The 18,843-nt window shown below is 34.1% G+C and carries 17 protein-coding genes and 1 pseudogene; 17 read left to right on the top strand and 1 reads right to left on the bottom strand.

Going from position 1 to position 18,843, the window contains the following annotated elements; translation table 11 throughout:
• Positions 1–29 precede the first annotated feature (29 nt).
• From QNH43_RS15785 to QNH43_RS15775, 3 genes and pseudogenes are all read left to right on the top strand, one after another.
• The gene (locus QNH43_RS15785) at positions 30–1,169 is read left to right on the top strand and encodes a YibE/F family protein (RefSeq protein WP_434060123.1); all 1,140 of its coding nucleotides are present in this window, start codon (positions 30–32) and stop codon (positions 1,167–1,169) included.
• Positions 1,166–1,942 (top strand): YibE/F family protein, encoded by a 777-nt coding sequence (locus tag QNH43_RS15780; RefSeq protein WP_283914865.1) that lies wholly within the window; start codon positions 1,166–1,168, stop codon positions 1,940–1,942. The genes QNH43_RS15785 and QNH43_RS15780 overlap by 4 nt, the downstream gene beginning before the upstream one ends.
• Positions 1,943–2,262: 320 nt before the next feature.
• Positions 2,263–2,424, top strand: a pseudogene (locus tag QNH43_RS15775) (IS110 family transposase); the annotation flags it as partial.
• Positions 2,425–2,757: 333 nt separating this feature from the next.
• Here the strand turns inward: QNH43_RS15775 and QNH43_RS15770 are convergent.
• Positions 2,758–3,537, bottom strand: a complete 780-nt coding sequence (locus QNH43_RS15770) for a M15 family metallopeptidase (RefSeq protein ID WP_283914864.1) — start codon at positions 3,535–3,537, stop codon at positions 2,758–2,760.
• A gap of 839 nt (positions 3,538–4,376) precedes the next feature.
• On the opposite strand from QNH43_RS15770, the gene QNH43_RS15765 reads away from it, so the two are divergent.
• The 14 genes from QNH43_RS15765 (at position 4,377) to QNH43_RS15700 (ending at position 18,841) form a co-directional block, all read left to right on the top strand.
• The gene (locus QNH43_RS15765) at positions 4,377–5,210 is read left to right on the top strand and encodes a histidine racemase CntK family protein (RefSeq protein ID WP_283914863.1); all 834 of its coding nucleotides are present in this window, start codon (positions 4,377–4,379) and stop codon (positions 5,208–5,210) included.
• A gap of 27 nt (positions 5,211–5,237) precedes the next feature.
• Positions 5,238–6,032, top strand: a complete 795-nt coding sequence (locus QNH43_RS15760; protein WP_283914862.1) for a class I SAM-dependent methyltransferase — start codon at positions 5,238–5,240, stop codon at positions 6,030–6,032.
• Between the two features lie 30 nt (positions 6,033–6,062).
• Positions 6,063–7,382, top strand: coding sequence for an opine metallophore biosynthesis dehydrogenase (locus QNH43_RS15755; protein ID WP_283914861.1), 1,320 nt, complete (start codon positions 6,063–6,065; stop codon positions 7,380–7,382).
• A 115-nt stretch (positions 7,383–7,497) separates the two neighbouring features.
• The gene (gene cntA / locus QNH43_RS15750) at positions 7,498–9,120 is read left to right on the top strand and encodes a staphylopine-dependent metal ABC transporter substrate-binding lipoprotein (protein ID WP_283914860.1); all 1,623 of its coding nucleotides are present in this window, start codon (positions 7,498–7,500) and stop codon (positions 9,118–9,120) included.
• Between the two features lie 116 nt (positions 9,121–9,236).
• Positions 9,237–10,169 carry a nickel/cobalt ABC transporter permease gene (gene opp1B, locus QNH43_RS15745; RefSeq protein WP_283914859.1) on the top strand — a complete coding sequence of 311 codons (933 nt, stop codon included), beginning with the start codon at positions 9,237–9,239 and terminating at the stop codon, positions 10,167–10,169.
• The gene (cntC, locus tag QNH43_RS15740) at positions 10,170–11,069 is read left to right on the top strand and encodes a staphylopine uptake ABC transporter permease subunit CntC (RefSeq protein WP_283914858.1); all 900 of its coding nucleotides are present in this window, start codon (positions 10,170–10,172) and stop codon (positions 11,067–11,069) included. It abuts the gene before it with no gap.
• Positions 11,066–11,872: a staphylopine uptake ABC transporter ATP-binding protein CntD gene (cntD, locus tag QNH43_RS15735; protein WP_283914857.1), complete on the top strand. Its 807-nt coding sequence runs from the start codon at positions 11,066–11,068 to the stop codon at positions 11,870–11,872. Before cntC ends, cntD begins: the two co-directional genes overlap by 4 nt.
• 2 nt (positions 11,873–11,874) lie before the next feature.
• The gene (locus tag QNH43_RS15730) at positions 11,875–12,621 is read left to right on the top strand and encodes an ABC transporter ATP-binding protein (RefSeq protein WP_283914856.1); all 747 of its coding nucleotides are present in this window, start codon (positions 11,875–11,877) and stop codon (positions 12,619–12,621) included.
• 30 nt (positions 12,622–12,651) lie between these two features.
• Positions 12,652–13,830 (top strand): staphylopine family metallophore export MFS transporter CntE, encoded by a 1,179-nt coding sequence (gene cntE, locus QNH43_RS15725; protein WP_283914855.1) that lies wholly within the window; start codon positions 12,652–12,654, stop codon positions 13,828–13,830.
• A gap of 313 nt (positions 13,831–14,143) precedes the next feature.
• On the top strand, positions 14,144–15,103 hold the full coding sequence (locus QNH43_RS15720; RefSeq protein ID WP_283914854.1) for a metal ABC transporter substrate-binding protein: 960 nt from the start codon (positions 14,144–14,146) through the stop codon (positions 15,101–15,103).
• A 76-nt stretch (positions 15,104–15,179) separates the two neighbouring features.
• A complete protein-coding gene (locus QNH43_RS15715) occupies positions 15,180–15,887 on the top strand; it encodes a metal ABC transporter ATP-binding protein (RefSeq protein ID WP_283914853.1) in 708 nt (235 codons plus the stop codon).
• Positions 15,833–16,654 carry a metal ABC transporter permease gene (locus QNH43_RS15710; protein ID WP_283914852.1) on the top strand — a complete coding sequence of 274 codons (822 nt, stop codon included), beginning with the start codon at positions 15,833–15,835 and terminating at the stop codon, positions 16,652–16,654. Before QNH43_RS15715 ends, QNH43_RS15710 begins: the two co-directional genes overlap by 55 nt.
• Before the next feature lie 390 nt (positions 16,655–17,044).
• Complete coding sequence (locus tag QNH43_RS15705; protein ID WP_283914851.1) at positions 17,045–17,467, top strand: Fur family transcriptional regulator; 423 nt, start codon at positions 17,045–17,047, stop codon at positions 17,465–17,467.
• Positions 17,468–17,740: 273 nt separating this feature from the next.
• Positions 17,741–18,841 carry an NAD(P)/FAD-dependent oxidoreductase gene (locus QNH43_RS15700; RefSeq protein ID WP_283914850.1) on the top strand — a complete coding sequence of 367 codons (1,101 nt, stop codon included), beginning with the start codon at positions 17,741–17,743 and terminating at the stop codon, positions 18,839–18,841.
• The last annotated feature ends 2 nt before the right edge of the window (positions 18,842–18,843 follow it).

Genomic DNA, 18,843 nt, shown 5'->3' with positions numbered 1-18,843 from the left:
TTGCCCACCCGATATTTGGAGGTTTTATTTTGAATGTTATCGTAAATAAATTTATAAAAATGGGTTACAAGCATGTTTCTTTGTACGCCATCATAGCACTTTGTTTTGTCGCCTCTGTTTTCCTTGTTAATCACAATTATTCATTCTATGAACTTCCAATAGCCAAAGTCATCAAAACAAATCTGGAAAATACAACTGAATTGAATGATATGTATCAAAATGAAGATCGTCTATTTACCCAGAGTATAATAGCCGAATTACAAAATGGAGAAGAAAAAGGAAAACTTATTCATTTAAAGAATGAATATTCCTTATCCGGAGCTTATGATCAAGAATATCGAGTTGGAAATGATTTATTTGTTTCGATTGATACGAAGACAGAAGAAAATTCAGAGTTAACTGGAACCATAAAAGACGTAAAGCGTGATAAATTTGTGTTGATTGTAGCATGGATTTTTATCTTGACATTACTAATCGTTGGAAAAAAGCAAGGACTGTTTTCAATTATAAGTTTGGCAGTCAATGCCATATTGTTGTCATATGCATTAGATTTTTATTTGAATACATCAGACATTAGTTTGGTATTGATATGCAGTATAAGTATCATTCTATTTACGGTCCTTTCCCTTTTATTCGTTAACGGTTTTAATGAAAAAACATATGCAGCTATTATTGCGACACTGTTAGGGACTTTTTTATCGCTGTTCATTATTTATCTTGTTATGTGGTTAACTTCCGGAAATGGCCTTCGATATGAAGAAATGCAATTTCTCACTCGTCCTTATAAAATGGTGTTTATGGCAGGATTATTTATCGGATCTTTAGGAGCCGTAATGGATATAGCCATTACCATGTCTTCTTCGATTTTTGGGTTGTATGAAAAGAATAACCACATATCAGTAAAAGCACTTAAAACTTCGGGATTAGAGATTGGAAAAGACATCATGGGAACCATGACAAATATTTTGTTTTTTGCCTATATAAGCGGCTCCATACCTACGATTATTTTGTATTTAAAAAATTCTTCTCCATTAGGATTTACCCTTTCCATGAACCTTACATTGGAATTGGCCCGTGCCATAGCTGGTGGCATTGGAATCGTGTTAACTATTCCGATAGGTCTATATATTTCTATTTTTTTCATTAATCGAAAGAGGGAAAGACAATGAATGTATTAGTGTTGCTAGCGTTCATATTATTAATATTGATGATCTTGATTGGTGGAAAAAATGGAGCACGTTCATTTTTTGCTTTTTTCCTAAACTTTGGTGTGTTTCTTTTTACCATCATTTTTATGACAAATCCAAATAATGATCCGTATATCGTTACATTGATTGCATGTATGGTGATTAGTTATATTAATTTATTTTTTATTAACGAAGTGAATAGTACAACAAAAACAGCATTCATTTCTACTATTATCACGATTGTTATTGTACTCTTTTTTATTGTCATTGTGACGGAAAATGCGATGATACAAGGTTTTGGTGAAGAAGAAATAGAAGAGCTTAGCATCTTTTCCCTTTATATTGGAGTAGATTTTGTTAAAATTGGAGCATCAGTAATTATTATGAGTACTATTGGCGCCATTATCGATACAGCCATGGCCATTTCATCTCCCATGCGAGAAATGTTTTATCACCATCCATCCATTAGCAAGAAAGATTTATTCACATTTGGCATAAGTATTGGGAGAGATATCTTAGGAACAACTACGAATACATTATTTTTTGCCTTCTTTGGAGGCTATTTGGCTTTGCTTATATGGTTTAAAGATTTATCCTATTCTGTTGGAGAAATCGTAAACTCAAAAATATTTAGTGCTGAAATGATCACTATATTTTGTGCTGGAACAGGAGTAGCCCTGATTATTCCTATTACTGCCTTTATTACTGCTTATTTTTTGGTGAAAAAAAGAAAAAATAAAGAGAAAGTTATATAGGTTTTATGGCAAAAAGGCTTATGAGCACTCATTTGTATAATAGGAATAAGTTTTTGAGGGAGGTAAGTTTAGTTTTGCATAGCCTTCAATAAGGGCCATTATATGAATAAAGATAGAGAATGAGGCTGCCATTTGGCGGCCTTTTTTCTTAATGAACTAACGGGTGCGTGGGACTTGATCCCGTGAAATAAACTGTCCGCCCCCTACTTGTAGAAACATGTTTGAGGCTGGTTGGGACGTAGATCTCGTATAACAAGCGAAGCTATGACACTACATGAAGGACTAGGGGTACTGGTAAGTAAGTATAGGAGGGGAAAACAATGAATCCAGTTGTCGGTCTGGATGTGGCAAAAGGAGAGAGTCAAGTTCAGGTATTTTTAGATCAATCTAAACCGTATGGGTAGAGCTTTTCAATGAAGCACATCAAAGAGGAATTAGGTCATTTTTTAGACTTTTTAAAAGAGATTGAAGAGGTGACAGGGCAGATGAATTAATAAAGGAGTTATGTACATTTTTTATTCAGTAATGGATGAATTGTAGATAAGTATTTCCCAAGCATTTATAAAAAGTGAAGCTGAATTGAATGAAATAGAAACGAAAAAAATAAATCAAGATTTAATTGAAAATTATGTTAAACATCCTTATGCAAAAAATCTATTGGTTCTGTGATGCCTTTAAGTATCTCATAATAACAGTTTGCTCGAAGGCAAAGCAGAAGGGATTAACCTTGGTAATCAGTATATAAAAGTTAAGCCAACGACATCTAAAATATGATACATCGCATTTTAGATGTCGTTGGCTTTGTTGGCTTAATATTACTTAGAAACGGGCTGAACATTATAGTATTCTTCGAGTGTCACCCCTTGAGCTTGAATGTCTTTTGCTATCTCTATCCCTACATAGCGAATATGCCAAGCCTCATATTTATAGCCTGTAATTTCTTGCTTACCTTCTGGGTAACGAATGATAAATCCAAACTCACTTGCATGCTTAGCTAACCAATCAGCCTCTTTAGTTTGACCAAAACATTCCTCAGCAGCACAAGTGCCATTAATGCCACTTACATCAATAGCCAAGCCTGTTTGGTGTTCACTGGTTCCTGGATATGCACTATAAGTTTTAGCCTTTTCAAGTCCATCCCTTTCTACATAATTATTAAAAATAGCTTCTTGCGTTTCCTGTGAACGAAATGCCGATACGCCTGCTAATTTAATATCGTCTTCTTCAGCCTTAAGAAATAATTTTTCCAAGGCTTGCCCGGCCTCTTTGCGCATCATTCGTTTTTCGATTTTTTCTTTGAAAATAAACGGTACATTTGGATAAAAAAGGTCATATGGTCTGTATTTATCTGGAAGTGGATTTAACTTATTTACTAATACGGGAATGCTTTCAGGGTTTGCAGAGACTTTAATAGCCTCTTGTTGAACCGTGTTAATATTAGGTTCGTTTTCCTTTGAGTTAGAAGCTGAATTTTTCTTACCTACACTTTGATCGTGTATATTATCTTCTTCTTTAGAGCTATCCTTAACTGTACAGCCTAATGTACATAATAAAATAAATGTTAGTAAAGCTATGGTGTAAATGGATCTTAACATAGTGCGGCCCCCAGGTTCAATTTGTTACTAATCCTGCTTAATATTTTATATAAAAATTAAACAATCGATATGTTAGGGAGGGAGAAAACAAAAATGAAGTGTCCTATCATTTAGTCTCTTATATCCATCACATTTCGATTAATCATTCAATATGATAATAGATCTTATTAAAAAAGAAAATAGTCGATAGATTCCCATAATTTAAACATGAAATCGTATATCATGTATTTGTCTTTATAAATCGTAATTGTTACTATTTATAATTTGATAAAACTCACAATATCAAATAAGAAGATAAAAATCAATATCTTTAAAGTACATTCCTACTAATTTCTGTAATGCCCATTCATCTTTTCCTTCTGTTAGAAATCCCCATATATTGACGACCATAAGGTGCTGTGTAATGAAATCCCAGTTTTGCGCAGCGGAAAGGCCATCATTTTCTATTCAACCCTTATGATAAACTCCTGGATTGGCTCATTTTGTTACTTTTGTTCAGATTTGCAAATAGGATTTTATATTACCAACAGTATCTAAGAATACCCCGACTAACTCCTTATCTGCCACCTGGTTTCCCATTTCTTTTAAATCATCGTGTGCACCGATATGTAATGGTGAATATAATCCTAAGGGATAAACATGGAAAGAGAAAAAAATGAAAATTATGACATTGTTCAAGCGGCAACAGTGTAAAAAACAGACCCAATATTTGTTGACACTTTCCAACATTATGCTATAATTCATTCTGTAATTGATAATCGTAATCATTACTATTTGTGATGATTAATACTTTATGAAGAAAGGAAAACCAAAAAATATAAGTGTAGAGGGTAGTTGAGATGATCCAGGAAATAGATTTTATAAAATTTAATCCAACACAAAATATGACAATTCTTGTTAAAACTAATTATCTAATTGAAGAGTATAAGCACATTGCTTCGAAAATCATGTCATACGACAGCGTGCATGCAGAACAAGTTGGATTTATAGAAAAGCCGATAAATAATAAAGCTGCCGCAAAGTTACATATGGCTGGAGGTGAGTTTTGTGGTAATGCTTGTATGGCACTGGCAGCTTTTATAGCATCTGAAAAAGGACTTAAGCATAATGATTTGGCGGAGATAATATTAGAAGCTTCAGGCACAGATAAATTAATAACATGTCAAATGAAAAGAAATTTAGATGAATATCACTGTCTGGTTACTATGCCTATTCCTAAAAAGATAGAACAGAGAACAATAAAGTATGATGGCAACGATTTGAATATGATTATAGTGAGATACCATGAATTTATACACATTGTGATAGAAGTGGAGGAATTTAGTAAAACAGTAAGGGAAAAAGCGCAATCTTTAGCAAAGTTGCTTGGAGTAACTTTAGGTGCTCAATTGATCGGCGTTTTATTGTATAAATCGAAATCTGTGGAAATGGCTCCCCTCATTTATGTACCACATTTAGATAGTATGATATGGGAAAGGGGGTGTGGTTCCGGTACAGCCTCCTTAGGAGCCTATCTAGCTTGGAAGAATAAAGGAGAGATTGTTACAAATATAAGGCAACCTGGTGGCGATATTAAAGTATTTGCTACTTGTCATGGAGAAGAATTAACAAGCCTTATGATTGAAGGGTCGGTACAAATAGTAGCACAAGGCAAAGCTTTTATAGATGGTTAGTTATAACATTGTACTGGGGGAAAATTAATGAATGCATTAGTAACTTTTCAAGAATATTTAAGTGAGTATTCAGAAAAATTTGAAGGTTTAGCAGGAAGTTATGATCATACAATCAATAATTGTTCAGAGTTAGAGAGTTTAATAGATGACTATTCAAAATTTATAACAAATGAGACGAATAAAGAAGCTTGGAAACAACTAGAACTACAAGAATCTAGTGATTTAAATCAACTTGTGATGAACCTAAGAAGAAAATCGGCACTTTGTGTAGCTATTATGGAGAAATTTCGTGCAATCAAGCTACTGGATGGAAATAGTGAAAAGGCAGACTATTTTAAAAATATAGAATCATGTATTGAAAAAGAATTTGGCAGTTTTCAAATTACTTCGGAATCAAAAGTATTGTTAGTAGGATCAGGTTCATTTCCAATGACGCCATTATTAATCGCTAAGCGAACAGGAGCAGAGGTTGTTGGCATAGATATTGATGATGAGGCTATACAACTTGGACGAAACGTAGTAGAGAAATTAGGAAATGGATTAAATATTAGATTAGAAAAAACATTAGTGGAAAATCTTGATTTTACGAAAAACGTTACTCATATCATTTTTAGTTCAACTGTTGAAAATAAATATTACATATTGGATCAATTACATACATTAACGAATGAAAATGTAGTTGTTGCTATGAGATATGGCAATCAATTGAAGTCATTGTTTAATTTTCCATCAAGAGAGGCTGATAGGCAGAAGTGGAAGATGGTTGAAGAAATATTGCGTCCAGATCATGTGTTTGATATCGCATTGTATAAAAAAGCATAGCTTACTAATTTGTAAGAAAAGGAGGCCTTTATGAATGATTTTAAGCGAGTCCTACTATTAGGCACTGGCCCTACATCTATCCAACTAGCTATGAATCTAAAAAACCAATTGAATTGCTACGTAGGAATTGTTGGGAGAGAATCTGTTCGTTCAGAAATTTTTTTTGAGACACTTAAGGAAAATAATCATTTAGTTCGTGTAAGCGTTCAAAATGAAAAGCATCGTACTATGCAAGGTGAATGCTTCATTGACCAAGTTTTTAGGGATTATGGAACAATTAAGGGTGAATGGGATACTATTATTCTTGCTGTAACAACGGATGCTTATATAGAAGTACTAAAACAAATTAATAATGAGATCTTAAAACCAGTAAGGTGTATTGTTTTAATTTCTCCGACTTTCGGTTCCAATAGTTTAATAAATAATTATATGAACCAGCGTAATTCAGACGCGGAAATTATCAGTTTTTCTACATATTACGGAGATACACGATGGATGCACGATAAACCTTCTAATAATGTTTTAACAACGGCAGTCAAGAAAAAAATTTATATAGGCTCTACACAATATCCATCTAAAAATGTCGAGGGACTATATAAGTTATATGAACAATTAGGTATTACTCTTGTAAATATGAAATCTCCAATAGAAGCAGAAACGAGAAATATTTCTTTATATGTTCACCCACCGTTGTTTATGAATGATTTCACACTAAGTGCAATATTTGGTGACTTAGAAAGCAAGAAATATGTTTATAAACTTTATCCTGAGGGGCCCATTACACAATATTTAATTAGGGATATGCTGGCTCAATGGAAAGAAATCATGAATATCTTAGGGAAATTAAATATAGAAAATTTAAATCTACTTAAATTTATGACAGATGATAATTATCCCGTGAGATTGGAAAGTTTATCACGTCATGATATAGAGAATTTTAATCATTTAGAAGCTATCCATCAAGAATATTTATTATATATACGTTATACCGCACTGTTGATCGATCCTTTTTCAGAACCAGATAAGGATGGGAAATATTATGATTTTTCTGCTGTTCCAATTAGAAAAATGTTCGTCAATAGGGAAGGATATTTGGATATCCCTAGGATGCCTAAAGAAGACTATTATCGTATAAAAATAATTCAAGGAATTGCAAAATATTTAAATTTAAATTGTCCAACAATAGATAAATTCATTAAAACATACGAGAATAAAATTGAAAAAGTGGCTCAATCCCATGAAGATGAATTGCTATCTAATGCATTTGTTGTTCAAAGCTTTGATGAAGATTTGAATATGATATGCAGTGAAATAGGAAAAAGTATAAGCGCAAAGAAGTTCTTAAGTTAATAGAGTAATATACCATATAAATAGTAATCATTTCGATTTACAAAAGGGTATTTTTTCAATTTTGAGTAAAAGGTGAATTAATTCAAATTAGTAAGGCTAAAGGGAGTGAAATATATTGTTAGTTAAAAAATTTAAGTTAGCATCTCTAATATTTTTGGTTTTTTCTATTCTAGTTGCCTGCTCTGCAGAAAAATCTAATAGTAAGAAAAAGGAAGGTGCTGATTCAACGAATAGCTCAAAAGAGTTAGTTTATGCATCCTCCAAAGATATTAATGATATAAACCCGCATCTGTATACAGGTTCAATGCCAGCTCAAGGGATGGTCTATGAATCATTGGTTGAAAATACAGAAGATGGGATTAAACCTTTGCTTGCTGAATCCTGGAAAATTTCAGAAGATGGAAAAGTATACACTTTTCATTTAAGAAAAGATGTGAAATTCCATGATGGAGAACCATTTAACGCAGAGGCAGTAAAGAAAAATATTGAAGCTGTGCAAAACAACGCAGAAAAGCATGCTTGGATTAAATTATCTACAAAAATAGAAAGTGTAAATATAGTAGATGCTTATACAGTTGAACTTGTGCTATCAGAAGCATACTACCCAACTTTGGTTGAATTGTCTATGACCAGACCTTACGTATTTTTATCACCCAAAGATTTTAAAAACGGGGGAACTAAAGATGGCGTAAATGGATTTAATGGTACAGGACCATATATTCTCACTAAACATAAAACTGATGAGTACGCCACTTTTAAAGCGAATGAAAACTACTGGGGTGACTCACCTGAAATTAAGAAGATTACTTCTAAAGTTCTTCCAGCAGGGGAAACGACATTTTTAGCTTTACAAAAAGGAGAAGTAAACTTTGTTTTTACTGATGACCGCGGTGCAGACAGTCTTGATGTAGAAGCAATGAATCAATTAGTTGATTCAGGTGATTATCAGTTGGTTAGAAGTGAACCAATGAATACGAAAATGATTGTAGCAAATAGCAGTAAATCTGATAATCCAGTAAGTGAAACAGCTGTTCGTGAAGCCATTTGGCACTCGATTGATAGAGAAACCATTAGTAAGGATATTTTAAATGGTACGGAAACAGTAGCCAATACACTATTCTCACCTAACGTCAATTATGCAGATGTTGATTTGAAGAAAAGAGGCTATGATTTAGAAGAAGCGAAAGAGATTTTAGAAGAATCAGGATGGGCAGCAAAAGATGGGTCTGATGTTAGAACAAAAGACGGCAAAAAATTGGCAATGAAACTTTATTATGATAGCAATTCTTCCTCCCAAAAAACCCAGGCTGAGTTTATCCAAGCTTCAGTAAAAGAGATCGGTATTCAGCTAGAAATTATCGGTGAAGAGTCAACTTCAATTGCTAATAGAAGAACGACGGGTGACTATGATCTATTATTCAATCAAACATGGGGACTTGCGTATGATCCACAAAGTACAATCTCTGCTTTTACTTCTGAGGCATCTTATTTACATACTACAAGCGGTATTGCAAACTCAGATGAACTCTACAAGAAGATTGATGAAGTAATGGTGTCAACTGATGAGAAAACACGAAAATCGTTATATGCGGATATTTTGACGATTGTACATGATGAAGCAGTCTTTATTCCCATTTCAAATGGCAGTGTCACTGTAGTTGCCCCAAAAAAATTAAAAGGCATATCATTTAAGCAAACGCAATTTGAGTTACCATTTGAACTGATGAACTTTGAATAGAAATATAAATAAAAAGGGGAAGATTCCCCTTTTTATTTATGTGAAGAGTAACCTTTTAAGTATTATATTGCAGAAGAAGTGTGGTTTTTAAAATTTCTATTAAAAGGAGATTTTCTATGGGAAGTTACATCATTAAGAGACTATTCATATCAATCCCTTTACTTTTGGTCATTTCATTTTTAACGTTTATTTTAATTAATCTTTCTCCCTTAGATCCAGTTGAAGTGGTATTGCAAGCGCAAGGTGTTCCAACAATAACAGATGAATTAATTGCTCAAACGAAAGATGAGTTGGGGATGGATAAACTATTTATTATACAATACTTCGATTGGGTTATTGCTTGCTTACAGTTGGACTTTGGGGTTTCCTACGTGACAGGAAAACCGGTTTGGTCGTTAATTGGACCTGCTTTTCTAAATACGTTAAAACTAACGTTGGTTTCATCTGTTGTCATTATTGTTCTATCGATACTTTTAGGTGTGATCTGTGCGATGAAAGAGGGGAAAATTATGGATAAGTCAGTAAGGGGATTTTCATTTTTCCTAACGGCAATGCCGTCATACTGGATGGCGACTCTTCTGATTTGGTATTTTTCCGTAAAAGTGGATTTATTGCCAACAAGCGGAATGGAGTCGTATAAAAGTTATATTCTACCGGTTATTGTCATTGCGATAAGCTATGCAGGCATTTATTTTAGGGTCGTTAGAAGTTCGATGTTGAGTAATTTAAATGAAGACTATGTACTGTATGGAAGGGCATGTGGCTTAACAGAGAGGAAAGTCACCATGCACATCTTAAGAAATTCATTGCAAGTGGCCATTTCGATATTTTGTATGTCTATACCTATTATATTGGGAAGTACAGTCGTTATAGAAAATGTATTTGCTTGGCCAGGATTAGGAAGTTTAAGTGTTCGAGCAATTCTAGGCCGGGATTTCCCGATTATACAAGCGTATGTACTTATTTTAGCAGTGGCCTTTGTATTATTTAATACCATTTCCGACATTATAAACGCTGTGATGAATCCTAAATTAAGGAATGATATATAAATGAGACTATTTGAAAATTTAATAAAAGATAGGTTAGGCACAATTTCTCTCATAGTTATCGTTGTAACAATCGTTGTTGGCATTTTCGCCCCTATATTTGCTCCACATGACCCTGAAGAAGTAAATATGAGCCTTCGTTATGCTTCTTCATCATGGGATTACCTATTAGGTAATGATCACTTAGGACGATGTATTTTATCCAGAATCATTTATGGCATTCGTCCCAGTGTTTTATGGGTTTTAGTTGCATTATTCATATCTGTCTTGATTGGAGCGGTTTTAGGATTTCTAGCAGGCTACTTTAGAGGAAAAGTAGATGCCACTGTAATGAGAATTTGTGACACGATGCTATCTTTTCCAGGATACGTAATGGCATTAGCTGTTGTTGGTATTTTAGGTGTGGGGCTTGAAAATATATTGATTGCGTTTACCTTGATTAAATGGGCATGGTTTGCTCGAATAATCAGAACGTCTGTTATGCAGTTTGCTGAAAAAGAATATGTGAAATTTGCCAAAGCATCAGGTATTAGTGACGTGAAAATTATTTATAAGCACATTGTTCCTGTTACATTTTCTGATATCGCAGTGATTTCGAGCAGCTCAATTGGTTCGATGATTTTGCAAGTATCAGGCTTCTCATTCCTAGGGTTAGGAATTCAAGCCCCAAATGCTGAATGGGGAATGATGTTAAATGAGGCAAGGGAAGTAATGTTTACAAGACCAGAATTAATGTTAGCTCCTGGACTAGCTATTATTATGGTAGTATCTGCATTTAACTTTTTCTCTGATGCACTTCAAGTTGCCATAGACCCTAAATTAATTACCTCAAAAAATAAGCTTCAAGAAGAGTTAACAATCTCTAAAATTAAGCTTCAAAAGAGGTGGCAAAATAATCTATGAATATATTAGAAGTTAGAAATCTGAGAATATGGGATAGTAGCTCCGGTAAAGTGATTATCTATAATAGTTCATTCCATTTAAAGCAAGGAAGCTGTCTGGCAATTGTAGGAGAAAGCGGAAGCGGTAAGTCTCTGACTTGTAGGTCTATAATGCGATTAAATAAATCCTGGCTTCACCAATCAGGAGACATTTTATTTAAAGGCGAGAACTTAAACGAACTTTCAGAAAAGGAGATGAGAAAGAGAAGGGGAAGAAAACTTTGCATGATTCTACAAAATGGGATGAGTGCATTTGACCCATCCTGTGTAATTGGGGTTCATTTAAAGGAAACGCTTGTTGAACATTTCGGTTGGAGTAATAAAGAAATCGAAGAAAAAGTGAAAGATGCTATGGAAAGTGTCATGCTGAAAAATCCGATAGAGATTATGAATAAATATCCACACCAGCTATCGGGTGGAATGTTGCAGCGAATAATGATTGCGTTAGCATTAGTATTAGAACCAGACATTATTATTGCTGATGAACCAACAACAGCTTTAGATACTATTTCACAATTTGAAGTCGTTGAGCAATTTATAAAAATACGGGAAAGAATGGGCTGCTCTATGATCTTTGTTTCTCATGACTTGGGAGTTGTTAGAGCAATTGCTGATGAAGTTATGGTCATGAAGGATGGAGAAATTATTGAAAGAGAAAAATCGAAAACTATATTTTCAGAACCGGAACATGACTATACCAAATATTTAGTATCTACTAGACTAGCGTTGAGTAATCATTTTAAGAAAATAATGGGGAGAGCTTAAAATTGCTAAAGGTTGATAGTGTGGAGAAGTCTTATAAAAGTGGTGGACTCATTTCAAACAAAAGACAAAAGATTTTGAACAATATTAGTTTTGAATGTGGAACTGGCGAATGTCTCGGTATTATCGGAGAAAGTGGGAGCGGAAAATCCACATTAGGTCGTTTACTAATAGGAGTTGAAAAGCCAGATCGGGGAACCGTTTTATTTCAGGGTGAAAATGTAGGGGATAGAAGAGTGAGATCGGGTAACATTAGCGCTGTTTTTCAAGACTATAAATCTTCCATTAACCCATTTTTTACAGTTGAGGAAGCCATTATGGAGCCATTAAAAATTAAGAGCAAGCTCAAAATAGAAATTCAAAACAGGGTTGATAATCTATTGAATCAAGTTGGGTTAAATCCGTCCTACAGAAAAAGATATCCTCATGAATTATCAGGGGGAGAGGTTCAAAGGGTATGTATTGCAAGGGCCATTTCCACAGAACCAAAATGTATTTTATTAGATGAAGCAATCAGTTCTTTAGATGTATCAGTTCAAATACAAGTGCTTGAATTACTTAAGGAATTAAAATACCTCTACAATATGAGCTATGTATTTATTACTCATGATATTCAGGCCGCCGCCTATATTTGCGACAGGGTCATTATTTTTAGAAATGGTCAAATTGAAGAAGTAATTAAAATCGAACAATTAAAAAACGTTCAGTCAGAATATGCTAGAAAATTATTGGACAAATTAATAACTTTTTAGATTATTTTCGAACTAGGAGGAGAAAAAATTGTGAGTGGAGCTATGTCTTGGCCGTTTCTGCGTTTATATCTGTTGGTTCTTCTTTATTTTAGTGCCAATGCCATTCTAAATGTTATTATCCCCTTACAAGGGGAATCATTAGGAGCCAGCAATACTACTATCGGCTTGATTATAGGGGCGTATTTATTTACAACCATGTTCTTTCGTCCGTGGGCAGGTCAAATCATTCAAAAGCATGGACCGATAAAAGTGTTGCGCATTATACTTATAGTCAATGGTTTTGCTTTAATATTATATACGATTACTGGGTTAGGCGGCTATCTAGTTGCCCGTATGTTACAAGGAGTGTCGACAGCTTTTTTTTCTATGGCATTGCAGATAGGCATTATTGATGCACTACCAGAGAAGGATCGCTCTCAGGGCATCTCACTTTATTCTTTATTCTCTTATATACCAGGTATTATTGGACCTATACTGGCATTAGGAATTTGGCAAGGAGGTATGGATTATTTTACAGTAGTGATGATAGCAATTGCCATCACTACAGGGGTGTTTGGCTACAGTGCCAAAATGGAAAAAGGAAAGGATCAACCTGCTTCAGTTAAAAATGAGCAAGGAGTAAGTATGTTTAAGGCATTTAGTCAGTTGGTAAAAAATCCGTTTCTGTTTAAATGCAGCGTATTGATGTTAGTTACCTCCATTGTATTTGGAGCGATTACAACCTTCATACCACTGTACGCTATGCAATTAAAAAACGGCAATGCTGGAATTTATCTCATGCTTCAGGCTGGTACCGTTGTCTTTGCTCGTTTTACTTTAAGGAAAAGAATTCCTTCAGACGGTAAGTGGCATTCATCTTTTATCATGGGGGCTATGCTTCTTTTAGCAATAGCGGCGCAATGTGTAAGCGTATCTATAACGGGTGGGGCTTTCTTTTTCTATGCAGGTGCGATTTTAATGGGGATAGCTCAGGCAATTATCTATCCAACGTTAACAACGTATTTAACCTTTGTATTGCCTAAGGTAAATCGAAATGTGTTACTTGGTTTATTTATTGCTATGGCTGATTTAGGTGTTTCGCTAGGTGGTGTCATTATGGGGCCGATAGCTGATTTATCCTCATACTCATTTATGTATATGATTTGTGCTATCTTAGGTGTGATGATGACCATTTTTGCATATGATCGAAGAAAAATATTTGTTGGATAAATATAAAGGAGTCTTTCAAAAGTATTATATATGTCTTTTGGAAGGGTTTGTTAAATTTAATATTTTAATCTTATAGAGGATAATCTTTTTATAGTATACCTTTTCTTTTTAATGGCTAATTAATAATGTATGAGATACGTATAAATTAAGAAAGATTGTAAGTTGGCATAATTAAAAAGATAGTAAAAGAATTAAATTACCAGTACTGGCGGAATGTATATCCAAATCGTAATTATTCCAATTTACAAATCGTAATAATTACGATATACTACGAATGCTAAAAAAGAGTGAATATATATCGGAGGGTAATTTCATGAAAAAGTTTAACAGAATGTTAGCTCCTGTATTTGCAATCCCACTTATGCTTGTCGGATGTCAACAAGGGGATGGTAATGAGAGGGCGGAAAATCAAATAAAGAAGGATACTGATAAGATTCAAATAGTCACTACTTTTTATCCAATGTACGAGTTTACAAAAAATGTTGTTGGCGATCTCGCTGAGGTAGAATTATTAATTCCTTCTTCCATAGAGCCTCATGATTGGGAACCTTCACCAAAGGATGTAGGTAATATACAAAATGCAGACTTATTCGTCTATGACAGTGAGTATATGGAGACATGGGTGCCTGATATCGAAGAGAGTTTAGATTCTAAAAAGTCTACTTTTGTTAAAGCGAGCGAAGGAATCACTCTAATGGAAGGTGAAGAGCATGAACATGCAGAGGAAGAAGAGCAAGCACATAGTCATGAAAAGGATCCACACGTTTGGTTAAGCCCTGCACTTGCACAAAAAGAAGTTGAGAATATTAAGGATGCATTAATAAAGGTTGATCCAAATCATAAGGAAGAGTATGAAAAAAATAGTGTGGCTTATATAGAAGAACTAAAGGACCTAGATAAAGAATTTAGATCTACACTTGCAGATGTTTCAAGTAAAGAAATTATTACTCAACATGCAGCTTTTGGATACTTAGCAAATGAATATGGTCTTAAACAAGTAGCAATTGCCGGCTTGTCTACTGAAAACGAACCAAGTCCTGCTAAGCTTGCAGAATTGAAGAATTTTGCATTAGACCATAATATAAAAACTATTTTCTTTGAAGAAGTAGCATCCCCAAAAGTAGCAAAAACTCTAGCAGATGAAATAGGGGCGGAAACTCAAGTACTTAATACCTTGGAAGGGTTAAGTGAAGAAAATCAAAAAAAAGGCGCTGATTATATTCAAGTAATGCAAGATAATTTAGATAAACTAAAGGGTGCATTAAGTAAATAGTTAATGAAATAAAAGCGTGATACATGACATAGTCACGTTTTTTATTTTTTTGTAAAACTGGAAAGGAGTGACATGATTGAAACTTGTAGAAGTAAAAGCAATTAAATTTGGATATGGCCATACTCCAGCACTAGACGATATTTCCTTTCAAATAAATAGTAGTGAATTCATTGGGGTTACAGGACCTAACGGTGCCTCTAAATCAACTCTGTTGCGATTGTTGCTAGGCTTATTAAAGCCTTGGCGCGGAGAGATAAAAATAAGTAAAAGTAATGAAAAAGGACTACCGTTAAAAATTGGATATGTACCTCAACAAATAGCTTCATTTAATGTTGGTTTTCCAAGTACTGTTATAGAGTTGGTCCGTTCCGGGAGATTTCGTAAAGGAAAATGGTTTGCTAGATTGACTGCTCTTGACGAGAAGGTTGTTCAAAATGCTTTGGAAATGGTTGGGATGTGGGAATTTAGGAACCATAAAATCGGGGCATTATCTGGTGGTCAAAAACAAAAAATCTGTATAGCACGTGCTTTAGCAGCTGAACCAGACTTTCTTGTACTTGATGAACCAACAACCGGGATGGATTTTGAAAGTAGAAAAAATTTTTATGAATTTATGAAACATCGAGTTAAGGAGCACAACTGTACGGTCTTGATGGTAACCCATGATCAAGAAGATGTAAAACCTTTTCTTGATAAAATCATTCATCTTGAGAAGGGAGAACGAGATACATGGAAATGTTTGACCTTGAATTCATGCGAAGGGCATTTTGGGCAGGAGGATTAATTGCCATCATTGCTCCAATATTGGGAGTCTTTCTCGTATTAAGGAGACAAGCGTTAATGGCTGATACCCTCTCACACATTTCCCTAGCTGGAGTAGCTGTCGGTTATTTCATTCATACTGATTTAACGCTTTCAAGCTTTCTTGTTGTTATCATTGGTGCCGTTGCAGTAGAGTATATGCGCAGAGCTTACCATTCTTATTCTGAGGTTTCCATTGCCATATTAATGGCTGCTGGTTTATCTCTTGCCCTCTTTTTAATGAGTATTAGTGCTGGTGGCATGACAACTAATGTGGAACAATATTTATTTGGTTCCATTGTAACTATTAGTAATCGGCAAGTATATATCATGCTGATTATAACCTTAATAGTTCTCCTGTATTTTTGGATATTAAAAAGACCGCTATTTTTGTTAACATTTGATGAAGATACTGCATTTGCTAGTGGGATTAATACACGTATTCTGTCACTCTCATTCAGTATTTTAACTGGACTAGTAATAGCGGTCATTATCCCTACAATTGGTGTACTGTTAGTATCAGCCCTGCTTGTCTTACCAGCCGCCTTTTCAATAAGGATAGCAAAAGGTTTCAAATGGGTAATTATTACCGCGATAATTACTGCTTTTTTCGGCATCATCACCGGTTTAAGTACTTCCTATTATTTAGGAACTCCTCCAGGAGCAACTATTACGTTGCTACTTGTTGTCATCTTATTACTGGGATTTGCTTTTCAAAAGCTTTACTTTTTAAAAAGAAAAGGTCATTGATATGTACTAAAAAGTTTTTTTGTTAACTAAGGGAAACCGTAAATCTTTCTGAGAGAAGAAGTGCCAATAATCATCTTACAGTGATAAAATGCGCACCTTCTCTCTAGAAAAATGAATAATTTTATTTACATTCCAATATTTTAAATCATTTCATCATCTATTGTCTTTGTCACCAGTATCGTGTACATCGAAATTAACTATTATTTACGCACTAATTAAAGAGTTTATGAAAAAAATAAAGAAATATACTTCTTTGATTTTCTAATGAAAATATGATTTAATTTTAATGTAAATCGAAATGATTACGATTTTAAGACATGTGTTTGGGTAGGATTATTTAACTTTAATTTCTTAAAAGAGATTATTCAATAAGGAAAGGAGTTAATAATGATGAACTTACAATATAAAATAAATTCTGTTTTAACTAGAACGGGTTATAAGATGACGAATAAAAGAAAACTATTAATTAAATTGATAAGTAACAGAAACAGTGAATTTATTTCCGCCAGAATTCTTCATAAAGAGGCTAAATTAAAAATCCCCGGTATTAGTCTAGATACGGTTTACAGAACATTGTTTTTGTTGGAGAAAAAAGGATTTATAGAGAAGAAAGGTATGTGGGAAAGAGAATGTAAATATCAATTAGTGTCTGAAAATACGAGGAGTATGATAAAATGCTTAAATTGTGGGAAAAGTGAATCTCTGGATAAAGATAACTGTCCTATTGATTTCTCCAAGGTTTCCTTTAATAATCAATTTAAATTACAAAGGTTTGAGTTTTATGGGTACTGTTACGATTGCTTAGAGAAATAGGTAGTAAATCACGTTACATCAAGGGTATTGAATTATTGATATACAATAGTTAATTAAAAATAGTGCCCTAATCACTTACATAACATAAACAAGTTCAACTTCGAACTGTAATAGTAGGTTATGTCTATAGATTGTCACTAAACTTTATGATATAAATCGTAATTGTTACGATTTGTGTTGTGAAAAAGTGCAAAGAAAAATGGAAAAAGGATTCATAATTAACGAGATTCATTTAGCAGTAGTAATAAGCTTTTTATAAAAGGAGGAATATAAATGATTACGATTATAGGAGGAGGCCCAGCAGGGATTGGTATGGGTGTTCTATTAAAGCAGAATGGAATAGATGATTTTATTATTTTAGAGAGGGATCAAGTTGGTTCAACATTCTTTCAATGGCCTGAAGAAACAAGGTTTATCACACCATCTTTTACTGCTCATGGTTTTAGTTATTTAGATTTAAACGCGATTTTACCTGATACGTCACCTGCATATACTTTTGGAAAAGAACACTTATCAGGGGAGGAATATGGCGAATATTTATGTATGATTGCTGAACACTACAAGTTGCCAGTTAGTGAAAATACACAAGTACATAAAGTAGAAAAAAGGGAAGAAAAGTATTGGGTACAAACAAGCGAGAAGGGTGATGGTTTTTTCTCAGATTCAGTTATTATTGCTTGTGGCGAATTCCAATTTCCAAAACGTCCTTTTAAATATGGTATACATTACGGCGATGTAACCTCATGGAAAGAAATTGAAGGGGATAGAATCATTATTGGTGGTGGTGAGAGCGCAGCGGATGCGGCCTATCACTTAAATAAGGAAGGGAGAAAAGTGGATGTATATTACTCTGCGAAACAGTGGTTTGATATTGAGGTAGATCCTAGTAGGACCTTATCACCATTTACAAGAGAAAGGCTTGAATCAACAAAAGCGCTTAATGGAATCTTTGAACATCCAATGAGTAGAGCAATCTCCGTCGAAAAGGACGATGAAAAAGACATGTTTCTCATTCAATTCGATAATGGTGATGTTGTAGAAACTAAATGGGAACCAATTATCTGTATTGGTTTTGGGAGCGGTGCGAAGCAATTCAAGGAGTTATTTGAATGGAACGAAGAAGGACTACCAATCTTAACTAAAAAGGATGAGTCCACGCTAGCCCCTTCAGTATATTTGATTGGACCGAATGTAAGGCAAAGTAATACAATTTTTTGTTTTATTTATAAATTCCGCCAAAGGTTTGCCATTATTGCTGAGGATATCATTTTCCATCATAATCTTCCTCGCAATCAAGATATTTTTGAATTGTATAAGAAGTCTGCCATGTACCTTGATGACTTATCTTGTTGTGAGAAAGGGTGCGCCTGTTAGGA

This window comes from Peribacillus simplex, assembly GCF_030123325.1.
GTDB lineage: Bacteria > Bacillota > Bacilli > Bacillales > DSM-1321 > Peribacillus > Peribacillus simplex_D.
This window is presented reverse-complemented; position numbering and strand designations above follow the sequence as displayed.